Below are 16978 nucleotides of genomic sequence, written 5' to 3'. Positions count from 1 at the left end.
CGGGCGGCTCAGGAACGGAACACGATGCGCTCGACCCACTTCGTGTTGTGGACGCCTGGCAGTGCAGGCACGATCACCCGCGCCGGATACCCGTGATCGGGTGAGAGCTCTGCGCCGTTGACGCTCAACGCCAACAACGAGTCCGGATGCGCCGCTTGATTGCCCTGCAGGACCGCGCGGCCGAAGGCACCGTTCCGTTCGAGCGAGATCACCTCGGCCGAGCGTGGTGTAGGCACACCGGCAAGGGCAGCCAGTTCGGCCAGCGGAACGCCCGTCCAGGTCTGCGTCGTCGACCATCCTTCGACGCAGGCGATCGGAAGATCGGCAGTGCGTTGCGTCATCGACAGCAGCCGGCCGCGCGACAACACCACCGCGGTGGCATCGTCGGCTGCGCTGCTGATCGTCAGCTGCCAGTCTGCACCGGTCTGCGCCTCGGTGATCCCTGCCGCTTCGGCAGTTCGGTTGACCTGAAAGTCGTTGGGGCCGTTGCCGTAGGAGCGTCCACGAGGAAGAAGAATGGCGGCCTTGCGCAGGACTCCACCGATGGTCTGGCCGGCGGTCAAGACGGCAACGAAACCCATTCCTGCAGCGACCAGTCCGATCGCACCGCGTCGAGTCATGGTCGCCGACGGCGTCTGTTCCGCAGCTTCGTTGCGGGCGTGCAGTACATCCATCAACGACTCCGATCGCAAGGTTCGCCACATCAGCGGAACCTTGAGACCGAGGTGCACCAGAAATCCCGCGATGAACACCCAGGCACCGAAATAGTGTGCTGCGTAGAAATCGAAACCGAAGACGTAGTCGTACTGGATGTTGAGAACACCGGTGACGATCTCGAAGAGAAGACCGCCCACGAGAGCGAGGAGTGAAAGACGTTCGAGGGCATGCGCAGGAGATCGCACGGGTGGTAGTTCGACGAGCTTGGGCATCACCGACCACAGTTTGGCGATGACGAGCGGCACGATGATCAAACCCAACCCGACGTGCAGGCCCTGAGTGAGCTGATACAGCCACGCAGGATTTGTCGGCCAATCGAAGAACGGCAACCGCAGCCACCCGACGGACCCCGGCCTGGCCTGACCGAACTGTGGTCCGTACGCGATGTAGGAGAGCAGGCCGGTCACGATGATGATCGGTAGCGCGACGAGAAGGACTGCGCCGAACAGCGACGTCAACCACGTGCTGCGCACCGGACTGCGAAAGCGCGCGAGGGGGTTGGGTGCATCGGCCATGTAGAACATTCGCAGCCCACTCGGTGCCGGATGTGTCATGGCGACTCCCCCAGCCAGCGAGAATGTGCGTCCCCGCGGGGACGCGTGGCCGGTCCCAAACGATCTTGTCGGTGCCGTGGCCTACGTTTGTCGAACAGATATTCGACGAGCGGGGGCGTTCATGATCGATATGGCAGAGCTGGGATCCGAGGCGGGGCGGATCGAGACAGGAGAAATCGAGTCCGAGATCTGCGCGCTGGCCGGTCAGATCGCGGCGGCGTCGGCGCAGTATCTGATTCTGGTGGGTGAGTTCGACGTGCGACGCGGTTGGGCCGGCTGGGAGGTGTGTTCCTGTGCGCACTGGTTGTCCTGGCGAGCGGGAGTCGATCTGCACACCGCTCGTGAGCAGGTGCGAGTGGCCAAGGCGATGCGAGAACTACCGTTGATCACTTCGGCGTATCTGAGCGGAACGGTCTCGTATTCCAAGGTGCGGGCGATGACTCGGGTGGCCACGGCCGCGAACGAGGCGTCATTGCTGCAGAAAGCGCTCGATGCGCCCGCGGCGCACGTCGAGCGCCTGTGCCGTGGACTGAAGAAGGCTATGCGTCCGAGTCGGCGAAATGGTGTGGACGTCGATCCATGCGTCGGGCGTTGGCGCTGGGACGAACAAGACGGTTCCCTCGTCATCAGTGCCCGGCTGCGTCCGGAGGACGGTAAGCGATTGCTGGCCGCGCTGACCAGGGCGGAGTACGAGCGCACCCGAACCGATGATGACGCGGTTGCCGATAGGGCCGCGCCTGCTCCCGCCGATCCCGTGCCGGCGATGATTGCGATGGCGGAGATGGTGTGCGACGCCGTGAAATCTCCGGTGGTCTCACCCGCGGCGGAGGTGCTGGTGCATGTCGGAGACAGCGAAGAAGCTGGCGGTGATCATGCTCATTTCGACGACGGGCCCGGGCTCGACGACGAGACGTTGGCTCAGGTGCTCTGTTCGGCAGTGATGCGAACTGTCGGGCACGGTCGTCTGGGCAAGACTGTGCGATGGAGTACCACGTCCAGTAGTCCGTGCCGAACTCAGATGCGGCAGTTGATCATTCGAGATCGCTGCTGCACGGTGCCCGGATGCGGGCGCACGCGATTCTTGCATGCGCATCACGTCACGTATCGCTCTCGTGGCGGCGAGACCTCGCTCGACAACCTGGTACTGCTCTGTGGCGAACATCATCGGGCACTGCACGACGGCTACTTTGTGATCGAAGCCCTTGGGGATCAACGATTCTCGTTCTTTCATCCGTCGGGTGCCAAGGTTCTGCATGCGCCTGCGACAGCCGGAGATGCCGAAGATCTTCGACGACGGCACAGCGAGGTCGAGCGCGACGCCATCGTCCCCGACTGGGGTGGGGAAGGCCTCGACCTGAGCTACGCGACCGACGTCCTGATCACCAACTGGCAGCAGGCTGCATGACATGCCGTCATCGAGGGCAAGTTAGTGTGACGAGGAGACTCGGACAAGAAGCGGTGAATATGAGCGTCGACAGATCAACGGGGGACCAACAGCCCTGGCCTGTAGAGCAGGCACCTGGGCGGGTCGACGCGATCAGACCCGAAGACGATCCTTTCTACGCTGCACCATCGGGTTACGAAGCGGTTCCGCCGGGAACGATTCTCAGGGTCCGGCCGGTTGAAATCGCAATGTTCGGTCGCCTCCGACAGCAAGTCGATGCCTGGCAACTGCTCTATCGCACCACCGATCTCGGCGGGTTCGCACAGGCCGGCGTCACCACTGTGTTGCGTCCACACAATGCGGAACCGGTACTGCTGTCCTACCAATGTGCGATCGACGGTGTCGCGTCCTCATGTTTCCCGTCGTACGCGCTTCGCCGCGGCGCGCGGGCGTTCGGTGCCGTTCCGCAATTCGAGTTCTTGCTGGTTCTGCATGCCCTGCGGCGCGGATGGACCATCTCGATTCCCGATCACGAGGGCCCCGACGGGCACTGGGGTTCTCCGCAGGAACCCGGATTCTGCACGCTCGACGGCATCCGTGCGGCGCTGTCGTTCGAGCCGTTGGCGCTGCATGCACACACGCCGGTCGCACTCTGGGGGTACTCGGGTGGCGGTCTCGCGACGTCCTGGGCAGCGGAGATGGCTCAGGATTACGCACCGGAGCTCGAACTGGTCGGTGCTGCGCTCGGTTCGCCCGTTGGAGATCCGGGCTCGGCGTTCACTCGGCTCAATGCGACGCTGCACGCGGCATTGCCCACCTTGGTGGTGGCCGGTCTGCGGCGTACATATCCGGAGCTCGATCGCATCGTTCGCCAGTACGTCAACGAGGACGGAATGCGCATCCTCGATTCCGTCGAGTCGATGACGACCGTCCGTGCGGTCGCCCGGCTGGCGCGCCATGATCTGGACGACTACATCGACGTTCCGTTGGCCGATCTACTGGCATTGCCCGAGATCGTGGAGATCTTTCGCGACATTCAGCCGGGACGCACGGCACCGTCGATGCCGCTGCTGGTGATCCAGTCGGTGCACGATCAGATCATTGCCATCGACGACGTGGACGGCCAGGTAGATCGGTATGTCGAGGCAGGCGCTCACGTGACCTATCTGCGGGATCGACTGAGCGAACACTTGTCTTTGCACCCGCTCAGCGCGCCCACGACGTTGGACTGGTTGGCAGATCGCTTCGAAGGCATTCCGGTACCCGAACCCTCGATTCGGACGGTGTGGTCCACCGCCTTCTCGCTCGCTGCTGTACGCGGTGTGGCGTCCTTGACCTGGACGACCATCCGGGCGCTCACCATCGGCGTGCGGGTGTAGCTATCCTCGGGCGGGTGCAGCGAACCTGGATACGGATCTTGACCGGCGCCATCGCCACGATGGGGATTGTCACCGGGCTGGTGGGTCTGGGCGCCTTCTACACCGACACCCGAGTCAACGTGCTGATCGGGTTGGCGTCGTTCGTCCCACTGATGTTTCTCGCGGTCGCGGTGGGCGCTCTCGTGGCGCTGATCGGGCGACGCTGGATTCTGGCCGGCGTCTCGGCCGTCGTACTGGCGGTCGGCGCGTTCTCCTACGCACCGCTCTACGTCGCGGACGCCGCTCCGAACTCCGACGGTGTTCGGCTACGGGTGATGCAGGCAAATCTGATGGTCGGACAAGCCGACCCGACGGCGGTGGCCGGCCAGGCACGCGAGAACTCCGTCGACGTCGTCACCGTGCAGGAACTCACCGACGAGGCGGTGATCGGTTTGCGGAACGCCGGCATGGAACAGCTTTTCCCGTACCGCTATCTGCGGCCGTACGCGGGTGGCGGTGGCGGTGCCGGTATCTACAGCCGGTTACCGATATCCGACAACCGCGAACTCGACGGTTATGGTCCGGTGAACTTGGCAACCAAGGTCGAGGTGCCCGATTTCGAGCCGATCTCGCTGCTGGCTGTCCATCCGGTTCCGGCGTACATCACGCCGGCAGATACCTGGACCGCTGAATTGGACACGCTACGTGACGATCTCGCCGCCGCAGCCGGAACGGGCCCTGTGATAGTCAGTGGCGACTTCAACACGACCTATTCACACAAGAAGTTCCGCAACCTGCTCGATGCCGGATACTCCGATGCCGCAGCACAATTGGGGAAAGGTCTGATACCGACGTATCCCACGGACAAGGGCACACCCGCAGTGGTCGGAATCGACCATATCCTCACCAACAGTGGTCACGCGCGATCGTTGGAGAGGATCGATCTCCCCGGATCGGACCATCACGGCCTGATCGGGGAGATCGAGTTCTCCTGAGCATCGGGGACGACCGGTCAGTTCACCCGAGCGGATTCCTTCCGAGACTTACCGCATTGCAGCAAGATTCGGACTGCGGTCGGCGATCCCTCCAGCGAGGTCACGACGTCGCTGCGCGTGTGCGCTGCCGCGTCGGCAACCTTGTCGAGGGACGTCACGGAGGGGTCGACAGTCGCGGTGATCTCGACAACGCGCTGTCCGCGGTCGGACACCGAGCGCCCGGATGCGGACACGACACCGTCGTGGGCGGCGAGAGACTTCGCGGCACTTCGAGCCGCGGTGCTCAGATCGACACTGAGCCTGCCGTCGACGTCGGCATCCGGGGTGGATGCGAAGGCGACGGTGCCGATCGAACGGCGGGGTAGGTGCGCGAGAAGCCACCAGAGTCCGAGCAGGACGAGCAGGATCGCGGCCGCGGCCAGAGCCCATGGCCACCAACCGGCGTCGACGGCGGTGTCGACGAAGGCGGCATCGATGCGTTCGCGGCCCGGGAATTTGCCGCGCTCCCACGCGATGGCTCCGCCACCGAGGGCGATCAGGGCGAGCCCGACAACGGCTGTGCTGGTGCGATCGACGGAAGCGGTAGCGCGTTTCATGAGGCCTGTCCTGTCGTGCGCACTCGGGTGCGGACTTTCGGGGCCGACGCGAGTGGGCGGAGGGCGTCGTCCACGGAGCCGACGAGTGAGGATTTCAGGGCGGTGGTGTCGGTACCGTAGACGGCCGACACGGACACCGTGACTTTCTTGTTGCTGGCTTTTGCCGACGCGGAATCGACGCCGACATTGTCGAGGGCCGCGGCGCGCGCGACGGCGACGACATCATCCTTGCGCAGCCACACGTCCTGTTCGGTGAGGGCGCGATGGGTACGGCGGCGTGGGCGAACGGCGACGAACACCAGGATGAACCCGACGACGACTGCGGCGATGCCCGCAGGCAGCATCCACTGCTGCGCGGTGAGTCCATCCAGATGCCGAGCTGCAGGTCCTACCCAATCCGGTCCGTCGATCGCACCGAGATCGAGCAGTGCCTCCCGGCCGAGGACTACGCCGGCCCCGATCAGAACGAGTGCGAACAGCACGGCCGGCACGGCCGCTGTCGGGTTTGCTACCGGCTTCTTGCTGGGCTTTTCGGTCACTGCGGGTGCGGTCACTGCACTCTCCCTTCTTCTTCGGCGGCTTCGGCAGAGACGCATTCGACGGTGACATCGACGCGGTCGACTGAGTACAGGCCCAGTTCGGACAGGTCTCGGGCCACCGCGGCGCGGACCTCGGCGGCGACCTTCGCCAGCGGGGACGGCCAGGTGACAGCCACAACGACCTGCGCGCGGACGCGTGAGCCGTTGACCGTCACATCTGCCTTGGGCAGATCACGCCCGCCGAGGACCCGCAGGCCCGGATGGCGGTCGGTGACCGAGTCAGTGCTGCGCGCCGCGAGTACGGCCAGGTGCTCGACGGCCTTGTGCTTGATCTCCAGCGAGCCACGTTGGCCCGGGTCGTTCAGTGCGTCGGCCTCGGCTGCTGTGTCAGTCACGACCGCGACCACGCATGATCGAGTTCAGGTCCAGCTCGCCGTCGAGGTAACGCCCGACGAAGAACCCGAGTCCGCCGAGAACGATGGCGATGAGGAAGCCGGTGAAACCGCCGGCGGCCGCCGCGATGGCGAGCAGGAGTCCCACGAACAATCCGATGGTTGCAGTGGTCATTGTCTTGATCTCCAGTCAGAGTCAGATTCAGAGGTGTCAGATTCAGAGGCGTCAGATGTCGAAGTAGTTGCGCTGCGTGACGCGTCTGCGCATGCGTGCGATTTTTCTGGGCAGCGCGCGCAGGGTGGCCGGCACAGACGAGGCTCGGAAGGCGGTCGGCGCACTGGCCGCATTGTTCGGAGCAGAAGGCAGAACGGAGAACCGTCGTTCGACCGCGGCGAGCTCGGCCATGTACCGGGCCGGATCGCCGCCGATGTCGGGATGATGTTCTCGCGCCACCGCGCGCCGAGCCGCCTTGTAGGCGGCGGCTCGGTCGTGCGCTGAGTGATGGTCCACCTGGTCAGACTCGCACAATGTCCTCGACGGTGACGTGCACAGGTCCGTCGATCATGGCGGCAACGGTGTTACGCACGGCGTCGGCTGTCTCCCGGACGGAGACCCCGAACTGCAGTGTGACGTGTACCTCGGTTCCACCGTCACCGACGCGGATGCCGGCGACTCGGCGCCCGGGCAGATACGTAGCGGCTTCACCGAACATGCCGCCGTGCAGCCCGACGACACCGTCGATCGCCAGAACGGCGTCCGCGATGTCCTCGGACTGGTCACGGTCCGTCGTGTTCGGGTCGGTCACTGCACTCGGGTGGAGGGGGCCTCGGTGGTCTCCTCGTCGTCCGAACCGTCATCGAGGTAGATGTCGTGGACGACGATGTTGACCTCGGTGACCTCGAGGCCCGTCATACGCTCGACGGCATTGATGACGTTGCGTCGGATGCCTGCGGCGAGGTCTCCGATCGAGACGCCGTAGTCGGCGACGATGTCGATGTCGACCGCTGCCTGACGCTCGCCGACCTCGACCGAGACGCCCTGCGACTGGTTGACGCGGGCACCGGGGATGCGCTCGCGCAGTGCACCGATCGCGCGGCTGGCTCCGCCGCCGACGGCATGAACGCCCTGGACCTCACGGGTGGCGATGCCGGCGATCTTGGAGACGACGGTATCGGCGATGGTGGTGCGGCCCTGCGAGCTGAGCAGTACGGAATCCGACTTGCTTGCGATGTCGGTCTTTCCTTCGCCCGAGGTGGTTACGGTCGACTTGTTGTCCGTCGTGGTGCTCATGGATACCTCTCCTCGTTGAGTTGTGGTGCAGAGTGTGTGTCAGGAGTTGGTCGTAGCTCGATCGGTGAAACGTACGCCCGAACAAAGTGATCTATGTCATACAATATGTCTGGGGGCTCGATGCAGTGGGTTGACGCGTCGGACCGAGTTCTCGTCGGCGCTGCTGCGCTCGGCGAGACCGATGCGTTCGAGGAGATCGTCCGGCGGTACGGTCCGGAGATGTTTCGGTACGCGCGGAACATGTTGTCCGATCAGGGTGCCGCAGAGGAAGTGGTGCAGGACGCGTTCGTGGCAGCCTGGAAGGGGCTCGACCACTTCCGCGGCGATTCGGCGCTGCGGACCTGGTTGTTCTCGATGGTTTCGCACAAGGTGATCGACCATCGACGTCGGCGTAGCGTTCCACCTGCAGAAGATTGGGTGTTCGAGCGCAAGAGCACCGGCGCGGGCAGTGACCCGGAGGCCGATGTGGAGGCCGACAGTTTCATGACCGAGCTGGGGGCTGCACTCGCCGAGCTGCCTTACCGGCAGCGGGCCTGCTGGCTGCTCCGTGAGGTCGAGGGTATGACGCACCCCGAGATCGGCCAGATCATGACCTTGTCGGCAGGAGCGGTACGTGGTCAGTTGACAAGAGCACGAGCAACATTGAGCGAAAGGTTGGCAACATGGCGAACCCAGTAGAGCCGAATTCGGTTCTCGCGCGTGCTGCCACCGAACTTCGGGGCGCACCGCAGGAGACGAACTGGGTGGACATCAGCTCGTCCATCCTGTCCAAGGTGCGGAACACCACCAGGCGTACCTGGCCCTTGGACAGTGCATTTCCCAGTGGCTCCGGATCCGGCCGTGCGGACACGCTGCGCATCAGCGACCACATCGTCAAGACGACGGTGCGGCGTGCGCTCGCGGGGGTCCGCGGCGCGCAGCCCACCGAGATCGACCTCGACCTCGACGACCACGCCTGCATCGGAATGTCGATCGCGGTGATCGGCGTCTACGGCGACGATCTGCAAGCTGCGGGAGACGAACTGGCGACCATTGCGATCGGTGTCCTGTCTGACCTGCTGGCAGTCACCCTCGATCGGGAGGCCGTCGACGTACGCGTCGACGACATCGAGGAGCGTTAGCGTAAAAAATCCGTCATAACCGCTGGTCACTGGCGTAAGAAAGCGTAAGGAACGCGGTTCGGCTCGGTAGCCGGTCGCAGGATCGAGCAATGACCGAATTGCTCTGTCTCGTGGTGGCCGCATGCGTCGCGGTGTACCTGTTCGTCGCTCTCCTCGATCCGGAGAGGTTCTGACGCCGCTATGAATCCTGCTCTGCTGGCCGGTCTTCAGATCGCCACCGTGATCGTGGTGCTGGCGGCGGTGTACGTGCCGCTCGGTGACTACATGGCTCGGGTGTACACCCGCACCCGGGACTCGAGTGTGGAACGAATTCTGTATCGGATCGCGAGGGTCGATCCCGAATCCGAGCAGACCTGGGTCGGCTACACGATGAGCCTGCTCGGGTTCTCGTTCGCAGGAGTGGTGCTGCTGTTCGTGCTGCAGCGCATTCAAGGTGTCCTGCCGCTGAACGATGGCCTGTCGGGTGTCAGTCCCGCAATGGCATTCAACACTGCGGCCTCGTTCGTGACGAACACCAATTGGCAGTCGTACGTACCGGAGACGACGATGTCCAATCTGACGCAGCCGCTGGGACTGGCCGTGCAGAACTTCCTCTCTGCCGCAGTGGGTATCGCAGTGGCGATAGCGGTCATCCGCGGCTTCGTTCGCGTGTCCACCGGCGGCGAACTGGGCAACTTCTGGGTCGACCTGATCCGTGGAACGCTGCGCATCCTGCTTCCACTGTCCTTGCTCGTTGCGATCATCCTGCTGACGCAGGGCGTGGTGATGTCGTTGTCCTCCGGTTTCGTCTCGACCGGTCTCGACGGCCAGACCGTCACCAATGCTCTTGCGCCCGTTGCCTCCCAGGAGGCGATCAAGGAGATCGGTACCAATGGTGGGGGCATCCTCGCGGCCAACTCGGCGCACCCGTTCGAGAATCCGACACCGTTGTCCAATGTCGTCGAGATCATCTCACTGCTCCTCATCCCGGTGGCGCTCACGCGCACGTTCGGAACGATGATCGGCAACCGCAAGCAGGGGCTGACGCTGCTCGCGGTCATGGCAACGCTGTGGGCAACGATGTTGGCGGTGACGTTGTTCGCCGAGTCCAGGACTCGCGGAGTCGCGGCTACGGCTGCGGGTGCGATGATGGAGGGCAAGGAGGTTCGCTTCGGCATCCCAGGGTCGGTGCTGTTCGCCGTGTCCACGACCGGAACATCAACCGGTGCAGTCAATTCCGCGCACGACAGTATGTCGGCTCTGGGCGGCGGAACGGTGTTGCTGAACATGTTGTTCGGCGAGATCGCACCCGGCGGCGTCGGTACCGGCCTGTACGGACTGCTGGTACTGGCCGTTGTCGCGGTGTTCGTCGGAGGGCTGCTCGTGGGCCGAACACCGGAGTTTCTCGGCAAGAAGCTGGGCCGACGGGCCATCACGATGGCAGCGCTGTCGGTACTGGTGATGCCCATCCTCGTGCTCGTCGGCACCTCGGTGACCGTGCTGCTGAAGTCGACGACCGGCTATCAGGGCAATCCGGGAATCCACGGTTTCACCGAGGTGCTGTATGCCTACGCATCGGCGTCGAACAACAACGGCAGCGCATTCGGTGGATTGACGGTGACCAGTGACTGGTTCCAGATCTCCCTCGGCGTGGCGATGCTCCTCGGCCGCTTCCTGCCGATCGTCTTCGTGCTGGCGCTGGCCGGGTCGCTGGCAACGACGAAGCGCAGCGCACCGAACGCAGGCACCCTCCCCACCGACGGACCCTTGTTCGCCGCTTTGCTGATCGGTACCTCGACCCTGGTTGCGGCCCTGACCTTCTTTCCCGCACTCGCTCTCGGACCCATAGCAGAGGCCATGCAATGAACCTGTCACTGTCCACGGCCGTCCCCGGCGCGTTCCGCAAACTCGATCCGCGGCACCTCGCCCGCAACCCGGTGATGTTCGTCGTCTTTCTCGGCTCTGTTGTCACGACTGTTCTGTCGATCGCTCAGCCGTCGGTGTTCGCCTGGTTCGTCACCGGATGGCTCTGGTTCACGGTGTTGTTCGCCAATCTCGCCGAATCCGTTGCCGAGGGTCGAGGCAAGGCTCAGGCCGCCAGCCTGCGAAAGGTGAAGCAGGACACTGTTGCCCGACGCCGGACGAGCGGCGGAATCGAGGCCGTGGCCGGTGCCGAATTGCAGGTCGGTGATGAGGTGGTCGTCTCGGCGGGCGAGGTCATACCCGGTGACGGCGACGTCATCGAGGGAATCGCGACGGTCGACGAGTCGGCGATCACCGGTGAGTCGGCTCCTGTGGTGCGCGAATCGGGCGGTGACCGTTCCGCGGTCACCGGCGGCACGATCGTGCTCTCCGACGAGGTGGTCGTCAAAATTACTGCGGCCCAGGGTGAGACGTTCGTGGACCGAATGATCGCCCTGGTGGAGGGTGCCGCTCGGCAGAAGACACCCAACGAGATCGCTCTCAATATCCTGCTGGCGTCCCTGACGATCGTATTCCTCTTCGCGGTGGTGGCTATCGGTCCGATGTCGAACTACGCAGGTCGGCAACAGGATCCGATCCAGTTGATCGCGCTGCTCGTTTGCCTGATACCCACCACGATCGGCGCGCTGCTCTCCGCGATCGGTATTGCGGGCATGGACAGGCTTGTACAACGAAACGTACTGGCGATGTCCGGGCGTGCCGTCGAGGCCGCGGGCGATATCGATACGCTGCTGATGGACAAGACCGGAACCATCACGTTCGGTAACCGTCGTGCCACCGGACTGCACCCGGCGACCGGTGTCGACGCCGTGGAGTTGGCTCGTGCTGCCAGGGCGTCCTCGCTCGCCGACGGCACTCCCGAAGGCCGCAGTATCGTCGAGCTGGTCGAGCGCGATTTCGCAGATGCCGCGGCGGAGCCGGATGCTCGCGGCGAGTTCGTGGCCTTCACCGCGCAGACCCGGATGAGCGGACTCGATCTACCGGGCGTCGAGATCCGCAAGGGTGCAGCGGATTCGGTGTACGAATGGATCCGGGCAGGTGGCGGCACCGCAGATCTGGGCGGCACCGTCGATGACATCGCACAGAACGGCGGTACTCCGCTGGTGGTGGCCGTATGCGAAACAGATTCCGCTGCCAGGGCTCTCGGCGTCGTGGAGTTGTCCGATGTGGTGAAGCCGGGGATCGCGGAGCGATTTGCTCAGCTGCGCGCCATGGGAATTCGGACGGTGATGGTGACCGGTGACAATCCCCTCACTGCCAAGGCCATCGCCGCCGAAGCCGGGGTGGACGACTATCTGGCCGAGGCGACGCCGGAAGACAAGCTGACGCTCATCCGGCAGGAGCAGGAGGGCGGCAGGCTGGTGGCGATGACCGGTGACGGCACCAACGATGCTCCGGCGCTGGCGCAGGCCGATGTCGGTGTCGCCATGAACACCGGAACCTCGGCGGCCAAGGAAGCCGGAAACATGGTCGATCTCGACTCGGATCCCACCAAACTGATCGAGATCGTCGAGATCGGCAAGCAGTTGCTCATCACCCGCGGAGCACTGACGACCTTCTCGCTGGCAAACGATCTGGCGAAGTACTTCGCGATTCTGCCGGCGATGTTCTCCACCGTCTATCCCCAGCTCGGTGGGCTCAACATCATGCACCTGGCGACTCCGCAATCTGCGATCCTGTCCGCGGTGATCTTCAATGCACTCGTGATAGTTGCCTTGATTCCGTTGGCGCTCAAAGGTGTTCGATACACCCCGGCATCGGCGGCAGCATTGCTGCGGCGAAACCTGCTGGTTTACGGCGTCGGCGGCGTCATCAGTCCGTTCGTCGGAATCTGGCTCATCGATCTACTCGTTCGGCACATTCCAGGGATAGGCTGACCATGCGCTACGTACAAGGGTTTCTTCGACAGGTCGTGGCCGGCTTCGCAGTGCTGCTGGCGCTGACGGTCGTTCTCGGGATCGGCTACCCGGCCGTGGTCTGGGGGATCAGCCGGATCGATGCCCACTCCGCAGAGGGCAGCCCGCTGCGCGACGCACAGGGATGCGTCGTGGGAAGCGCGCTGATCGGCGTCGACCCGCAGGTCGATCCGGGAGATCCGGATCCGTTCTTCCACAACCGCGCCGGTGCGGACCCCGCCGCCGCGGTACCCAGCAATCTCGGGCCGTCGAGCGAGGTGTTGGCCGCCACCGTCGAGCAGCGCCGTGCCGTCATCGCCGCCCGCGAGAACGTCGACCCCTCGGCGGTACCGCCCGATGCAGTCACCGGGTCCGGCTCGGGGGTCGATCCCGATATCAGCCCGGCCTACGCAGCCATCCAGGTGGCGCGGGTAGCGCGGGTCAACGGCGTGCCGGTAAGCGACGTTCAGGCGCTGGTCGCCCGGTACACCCACGGGCCGCAGTACGGTGTACTCGGTGCCGAAGCGGTGAACGTCCCGGAGTTGAACCTGGCACTGCGGGACACATACCGGCCGGGTGAGGAGACGGGCTGTGGCGGACAGGGGTGAGCTGCGGATCTATCTCGGCGCGGCACCCGGCGTCGGCAAGACCTTTGCGATGCTCGGCGAGGCGCACAGACTGCGCGGCCGAGGCTGCGATGTCGTGGCCGCGGTGGTCGAGACGCACGGTCGCGCGCGGACGATCGAAGCACTCGACGGTATCGAAATGTTGCCGATGGCGACGGTCGACTACCGAGGATCCTCGGCCCAGGAAATCGACCTCGATGCCGTCCTGGCGCGAAGGCCGGAGGTGGTGCTCGTCGACGAACTGGCGCACACCAACACTCCCGGCAGTGTGCACGGTAAGCGGTGGCAGGATGTCGAGGTGCTGCTCGACGCCGGCATCGATGTCATCTCCACCCTCAACGTTCAGCATCTCGAGTCCCTCAACGACGTGGTGCAGCAGATCACCGGTGTACCTCAACGAGAGACCGTGCCCGACAGTGTGGTTCGAGCTGCCGACGAGGTCGAATTGGTCGACATCACTCCGGAGGCGCTGCGCAGCAGACTTCGGCACGGCTATGTCTATTCCGCCGAGAAGGTCGACGCGGCGCTGAGCAACTACTTTCGCGGCGGCAACCTGACGGCTCTGCGTGAGCTGGCGCTGCTGTGGATCGCCGATCAGGTCGATGCGGCACTGGTGAAGTACCGCAAGGACAATCGCATCACCGAGACCTGGGAAGCGCGCGAGCGTGTGGTGGTGGCGGTGACCGGCGGCCCGGAGTCGGAGACTCTGCTGCGCCGCGCCAGTCGGATCGCCTCGAAGTCCAGTGCGGAGCTGATGGTGTTGCACATCGTCCGCGGTGACGGTCTGATGGGTGTCTCGGCACCGCAGATGGGTGCGGTACGGAAGCTCGCGGCCGGCCTCGGCGCCAGCGTGCACAGCGTCGTCGGCGACGATGTGCCGTCGACTCTGCTCGACTTCGCGCGCGGGGTGAATGCGACGCAGCTGGTGATCGGAACCTCGCGGCGCTCGCGTGCCGCCCGAATCCTGGACGAGGGAATCGGCGCGGCGGTGGTGCAGAACTCGGGAAAGATCGACGTGCACATGGTCACCCACGCCGAGCAGGCCCGTCGATGGGGAGTGCAGGTCGGCTCGGGACGGCGTCGGATCCTCGCCTGGGTCGCCGCCGTGCTGGTGCCGTGCCTAGCCGCCGCCGTATTGAGCACGGTGGGGCCGAAGTTCGACTCCAGCGGCGAAAGCGCACTGTTCTTCATGGTGGTGCTCTGCGTCGCACTGCTGGGAGGTGTTGCGCCGGCGGCACTCTCGGCGCTGATCGCGGGATTTCTGCTCAACTACTTCTTCACGACACCGCGCTACAGCCTGACCATCGCCGAGCCCGAGAACTTCGTCGTCACCGTCGTGCTGCTCCTGGTGGCCGTGGCGGTCGCCGCGCTCGTCGACGCCGCTGCCCGGCGGACGCGTCAGGCACGCCGAGCAACCCAGGAAGCGGAGCTGCTGACGTTGTTCGCCGGATCGGTGCTCCGCGGAGCGGATCTGACCGCGTTGCTCGAACGCGCTCGCGAGACCTACCGGCAGAGTTCGGTGGCGCTGTGGGACAACGAGGCGGCGGCCACGGTCGGTAGCGCGGGGGTCCACGTACCGACCGACCGCTCCGAGGCGGATACCGAGATCGACGCCGGTGACTTCACGCTGCTGCTCGTCGGTGAACGCACCCGCGCACACGATCGTCGGGTACTGGCGGCGGTAGCCAATCAGGCCGCAGGCATGGTTCGTCAGACCCGGCTCGCCGAGGAAGCCAGTCGAGCGAATGCACTCGCCGAGGCCGACGCGTTGCGTCGAGCATTGCTCTCGGCCGTCAGCCACGATCTGCGGACTCCGTTGTCTGCGGTCAAGGCGGCGTCCTCGTCGCTGCGCAGCACCGACGTCCAGTTCTCACCCGAGGACACCGAGGAGTTGCTGGCCACCATCGACGAATCGGCCGATCAGCTGACTGCCCTGGTGAGCAATCTGCTCGACTCCTCGCGGCTGCAGGCCGGCGTGGTCCAACCGAGCCTGCGTCCGGTGTACGTCGACGATGTGCTCGGCGGCGCGTTGGTCGGGACCGATGACCGGGTGCGCGTCGAGGTCGGTGATGTCGAGGTACTCGCCGACCCAGGGCTGCTCGAGCGTGTGCTGGCGAACCTGGTGAACAACAGTGCCCGATACGCTCCCACCGGGGATATCACCGTCAGTGCCGCGCTACACGGCGAGCGGGCGACGATCTCTGTTTCCGACCACGGTCCTGGCATCGGCGAGGGAGCAGAGGAGACCGTCTTCGATGCGTTCCAACGTCTCGGCGATCGTGACAACTCGGTAGGCGTCGGATTGGGTCTGTCGGTGGTGCGGGGGTTCGTGCGGGCGATGGGCGGCACCGTCACGGCGTCGAATACCGTCGGCGGAGGGTTGACGATGACGGTCGAGTTGAAGGCGGCGGGCAGGTGAAGGTGCGGGTGCTCGTCGTCGACGACGAGCCACAGATCGTGCGGGCGCTGCGGATCAATCTCAACGTGCGCGGTTTCGAGGTGGTCAGCGCGTCGAGTGGCGGTGAGGCGCTGCGGGTGGCCGCGAACTTTCATCCCGACATCGTCGTTCTCGACCTCGGTCTCCCCGATATCGACGGTATCGACGTCATCGCGGGACTGCGAGGCTGGACCGAGGTACCGATTCTGGTGCTCTCGGCACGAACCGACTCGGCCGATACGGTCGAGGCGCTCGACGCCGGTGCCGACGACTTCGTCACCAAGCCCTTCGGCATGGACGAACTGCTGGCCCGACTACGCGCAGCCCTACGACGAGGCCCGCAGGCGGTGGCCGACCCCATCGTCGAGACCGCGGACTTCACCGTCGATCTTGCTTCCAAAACCGTTGTGCGAGGCGGTGAGAGCGTGCATCTGACACGTACCGAATGGGGAGTTCTGGAACTGCTCGTGCGCAACGAGGGCAAGCTCGTGTCGCAGAAGGAGATCCTGCGCACCGTCTGGGGACCCGGCCACGAGCGCGAAACACACTATCTACGAATATATCTCGGCCAATTGCGGCAGAAGCTCGAGCCGGACCCGGCGACCCCGGTTCACCTGATCACCGAAACCGGGATGGGTTATCGATTCGTGAGCTGACCCGCCGATTCGGGAACTCGACCGGTGGCGACGCCGATGCGGTTCCAGGCATTGATGGTGAAGATGAGCCCGATCAGCTGCCCGGTGCGGTACTCGTCGAAGTGGTCTGCGACGCGGTCGTAGATCTCGTCCGGGATGCCGCCGGGCGGCAGTGTCGTGACGGCCTCGGTGAGGGCGAGTACGGCCCGCTCGGCCTCGGTGAAGTAGTTCGGAGCGTCGTGCCACACCGAGAGCAGGGTCAGCCGTTCCTCGCTTTCGCCTGCGGCGCGGGCGTCCGCTGTGTGGCGCTGCAAGCAATAGGCGCATCCGTTCAGCTGGGATGCTCGGATTCGAATCAGTTCCGCAAGAGCGGGATCGATACCGTCGCGAACGGCAGTGTCCAGTGCTATCAGCGCCTTGTAGGTGGCTGGAGCTGCTTTCTGCATGAGGATTCGTGTCATGCCGTCCACTGTATG

20 protein-coding genes are annotated in these 16978 nt (G+C 64.7%); 11 read left to right on the top strand and 9 right to left on the bottom strand.

Annotated features, from left to right (window positions below; translation table 11 throughout):
* Positions 1 to 8 precede the first annotated feature (8 nt).
* Positions 9 to 1241: a molybdopterin-dependent oxidoreductase gene (locus tag ACOQFP_RS18485; RefSeq protein WP_206487434.1), complete on the bottom strand. Its 1233-nt coding sequence runs from the start codon at positions 1239 to 1241 to the stop codon at positions 9 to 11.
* 151 nt (positions 1242 to 1392) lie between these two features.
* Between ACOQFP_RS18485 and ACOQFP_RS18480 the strand changes: the two genes are divergently transcribed.
* From ACOQFP_RS18480 to ACOQFP_RS18470, 3 genes are read left to right on the top strand one after another with little or no spacing between them, the layout of a single operon-like run.
* Positions 1393 to 2676 (top strand): HNH endonuclease, encoded by a 1284-nt coding sequence (locus tag ACOQFP_RS18480; protein WP_421585130.1) that lies wholly within the window; start codon positions 1393 to 1395, stop codon positions 2674 to 2676.
* A 59-nt stretch (positions 2677 to 2735) separates the two neighbouring features.
* Positions 2736 to 4034: a lipase family protein gene (locus ACOQFP_RS18475; protein WP_421585129.1), complete on the top strand. Its 1299-nt coding sequence runs from the start codon at positions 2736 to 2738 to the stop codon at positions 4032 to 4034.
* A gap of 59 nt (positions 4035 to 4093) precedes the next feature.
* Positions 4094 to 5008, top strand: coding sequence for an endonuclease/exonuclease/phosphatase family protein (locus ACOQFP_RS18470; protein WP_421585308.1), 915 nt, complete (start codon positions 4094 to 4096; stop codon positions 5006 to 5008).
* 17 nt (positions 5009 to 5025) lie between these two features.
* On the opposite strand, the gene ACOQFP_RS18465 is transcribed toward ACOQFP_RS18470, so the two are convergent.
* Genes ACOQFP_RS18465 through ACOQFP_RS18435 form a run of 7 tightly spaced genes read right to left on the bottom strand, consistent with a single transcriptional unit; the run spans position 5026 to position 7826 of the window.
* Positions 5026 to 5604: a hypothetical protein gene (locus ACOQFP_RS18465; protein ID WP_421585128.1), complete on the bottom strand. Its 579-nt coding sequence runs from the start codon at positions 5602 to 5604 to the stop codon at positions 5026 to 5028.
* Positions 5601 to 6158 carry a DUF6286 domain-containing protein gene (locus ACOQFP_RS18460; protein ID WP_341243519.1) on the bottom strand — a complete coding sequence of 186 codons (558 nt, stop codon included), beginning with the start codon at positions 6156 to 6158 and terminating at the stop codon, positions 5601 to 5603. The genes ACOQFP_RS18465 and ACOQFP_RS18460 overlap by 4 nt, the downstream gene beginning before the upstream one ends.
* Entirely contained in the window at positions 6155 to 6538 is a 384-nt protein-coding gene (locus tag ACOQFP_RS18455; RefSeq protein ID WP_421585127.1) for an Asp23/Gls24 family envelope stress response protein, read from the bottom strand. Before ACOQFP_RS18455 ends, ACOQFP_RS18460 begins: the two co-directional genes overlap by 4 nt.
* Positions 6531 to 6710, bottom strand: a complete 180-nt coding sequence (locus ACOQFP_RS18450) for a hypothetical protein (RefSeq protein ID WP_008711278.1) — start codon at positions 6708 to 6710, stop codon at positions 6531 to 6533. The genes ACOQFP_RS18455 and ACOQFP_RS18450 overlap by 8 nt, the downstream gene beginning before the upstream one ends.
* A 51-nt stretch (positions 6711 to 6761) precedes the next feature.
* Positions 6762 to 7046, bottom strand: coding sequence for a hypothetical protein (locus tag ACOQFP_RS18445; RefSeq protein WP_206487477.1), 285 nt, complete (start codon positions 7044 to 7046; stop codon positions 6762 to 6764).
* A 4-nt stretch (positions 7047 to 7050) separates the two neighbouring features.
* Entirely contained in the window at positions 7051 to 7341 is a 291-nt protein-coding gene (locus tag ACOQFP_RS18440; RefSeq protein WP_206487101.1) for an Asp23/Gls24 family envelope stress response protein, read from the bottom strand.
* Positions 7338 to 7826, bottom strand: coding sequence for an Asp23/Gls24 family envelope stress response protein (locus ACOQFP_RS18435; RefSeq protein WP_206487103.1), 489 nt, complete (start codon positions 7824 to 7826; stop codon positions 7338 to 7340). The genes ACOQFP_RS18440 and ACOQFP_RS18435 overlap by 4 nt, the downstream gene beginning before the upstream one ends.
* A gap of 120 nt (positions 7827 to 7946) precedes the next feature.
* On the opposite strand from ACOQFP_RS18435, the gene ACOQFP_RS18430 reads away from it, so the two are divergent.
* The 8 genes from ACOQFP_RS18430 to ACOQFP_RS18395 all read left to right on the top strand — a co-directional run bounded on the left by ACOQFP_RS18430 (position 7947) and on the right by ACOQFP_RS18395 (position 16523).
* Positions 7947 to 8504 (top strand): RNA polymerase sigma factor, encoded by a 558-nt coding sequence (locus tag ACOQFP_RS18430; protein ID WP_206487105.1) that lies wholly within the window; start codon positions 7947 to 7949, stop codon positions 8502 to 8504.
* The gene (locus ACOQFP_RS18425; protein ID WP_421585126.1) at positions 8489 to 8947 is read left to right on the top strand and encodes a hypothetical protein; all 459 of its coding nucleotides are present in this window, start codon (positions 8489 to 8491) and stop codon (positions 8945 to 8947) included. Before ACOQFP_RS18430 ends, ACOQFP_RS18425 begins: the two co-directional genes overlap by 16 nt.
* An 89-nt stretch (positions 8948 to 9036) precedes the next feature.
* A complete protein-coding gene (locus ACOQFP_RS18420; RefSeq protein ID WP_082898670.1) occupies positions 9037 to 9120 on the top strand; it encodes a potassium-transporting ATPase subunit F in 84 nt (27 codons plus the stop codon).
* A 7-nt stretch (positions 9121 to 9127) separates the two neighbouring features.
* Complete coding sequence (gene kdpA / locus ACOQFP_RS18415; RefSeq protein ID WP_421585125.1) at positions 9128 to 10792, top strand: potassium-transporting ATPase subunit KdpA; 1665 nt, start codon at positions 9128 to 9130, stop codon at positions 10790 to 10792.
* Positions 10789 to 12786 carry a potassium-transporting ATPase subunit KdpB gene (kdpB, locus tag ACOQFP_RS18410; protein ID WP_421585124.1) on the top strand — a complete coding sequence of 666 codons (1998 nt, stop codon included), beginning with the start codon at positions 10789 to 10791 and terminating at the stop codon, positions 12784 to 12786. The genes kdpA and kdpB overlap by 4 nt, the downstream gene beginning before the upstream one ends.
* Positions 12787 to 12788: 2 nt before the next feature.
* The gene (locus tag ACOQFP_RS18405; protein WP_341243515.1) at positions 12789 to 13412 is read left to right on the top strand and encodes a potassium-transporting ATPase subunit C; all 624 of its coding nucleotides are present in this window, start codon (positions 12789 to 12791) and stop codon (positions 13410 to 13412) included.
* Positions 13396 to 15849 (top strand): DUF4118 domain-containing protein, encoded by a 2454-nt coding sequence (locus ACOQFP_RS18400; protein WP_421585123.1) that lies wholly within the window; start codon positions 13396 to 13398, stop codon positions 15847 to 15849. The genes ACOQFP_RS18405 and ACOQFP_RS18400 overlap by 17 nt, the downstream gene beginning before the upstream one ends.
* A complete protein-coding gene (locus tag ACOQFP_RS18395) occupies positions 15846 to 16523 on the top strand; it encodes a response regulator (protein WP_421585122.1) in 678 nt (225 codons plus the stop codon). Before ACOQFP_RS18400 ends, ACOQFP_RS18395 begins: the two co-directional genes overlap by 4 nt.
* Here ACOQFP_RS18395 and ACOQFP_RS18390 read toward each other — a convergent pair.
* The gene (locus tag ACOQFP_RS18390) at positions 16505 to 16963 is read right to left on the bottom strand and encodes a carboxymuconolactone decarboxylase family protein (RefSeq protein ID WP_421585121.1); all 459 of its coding nucleotides are present in this window, start codon (positions 16961 to 16963) and stop codon (positions 16505 to 16507) included. The genes ACOQFP_RS18395 and ACOQFP_RS18390 overlap by 19 nt on opposite strands.
* Positions 16964 to 16978: the final 15 nt, after the last annotated feature.

This window comes from Rhodococcus sp. MALMAid1271, assembly GCF_049195265.1.
GTDB lineage: Bacteria > Actinomycetota > Actinomycetes > Mycobacteriales > Mycobacteriaceae > Rhodococcoides.
Note: the sequence above shows the minus strand (reverse complement) of the source record. Positions and strands in the feature narration are given on the sequence as shown.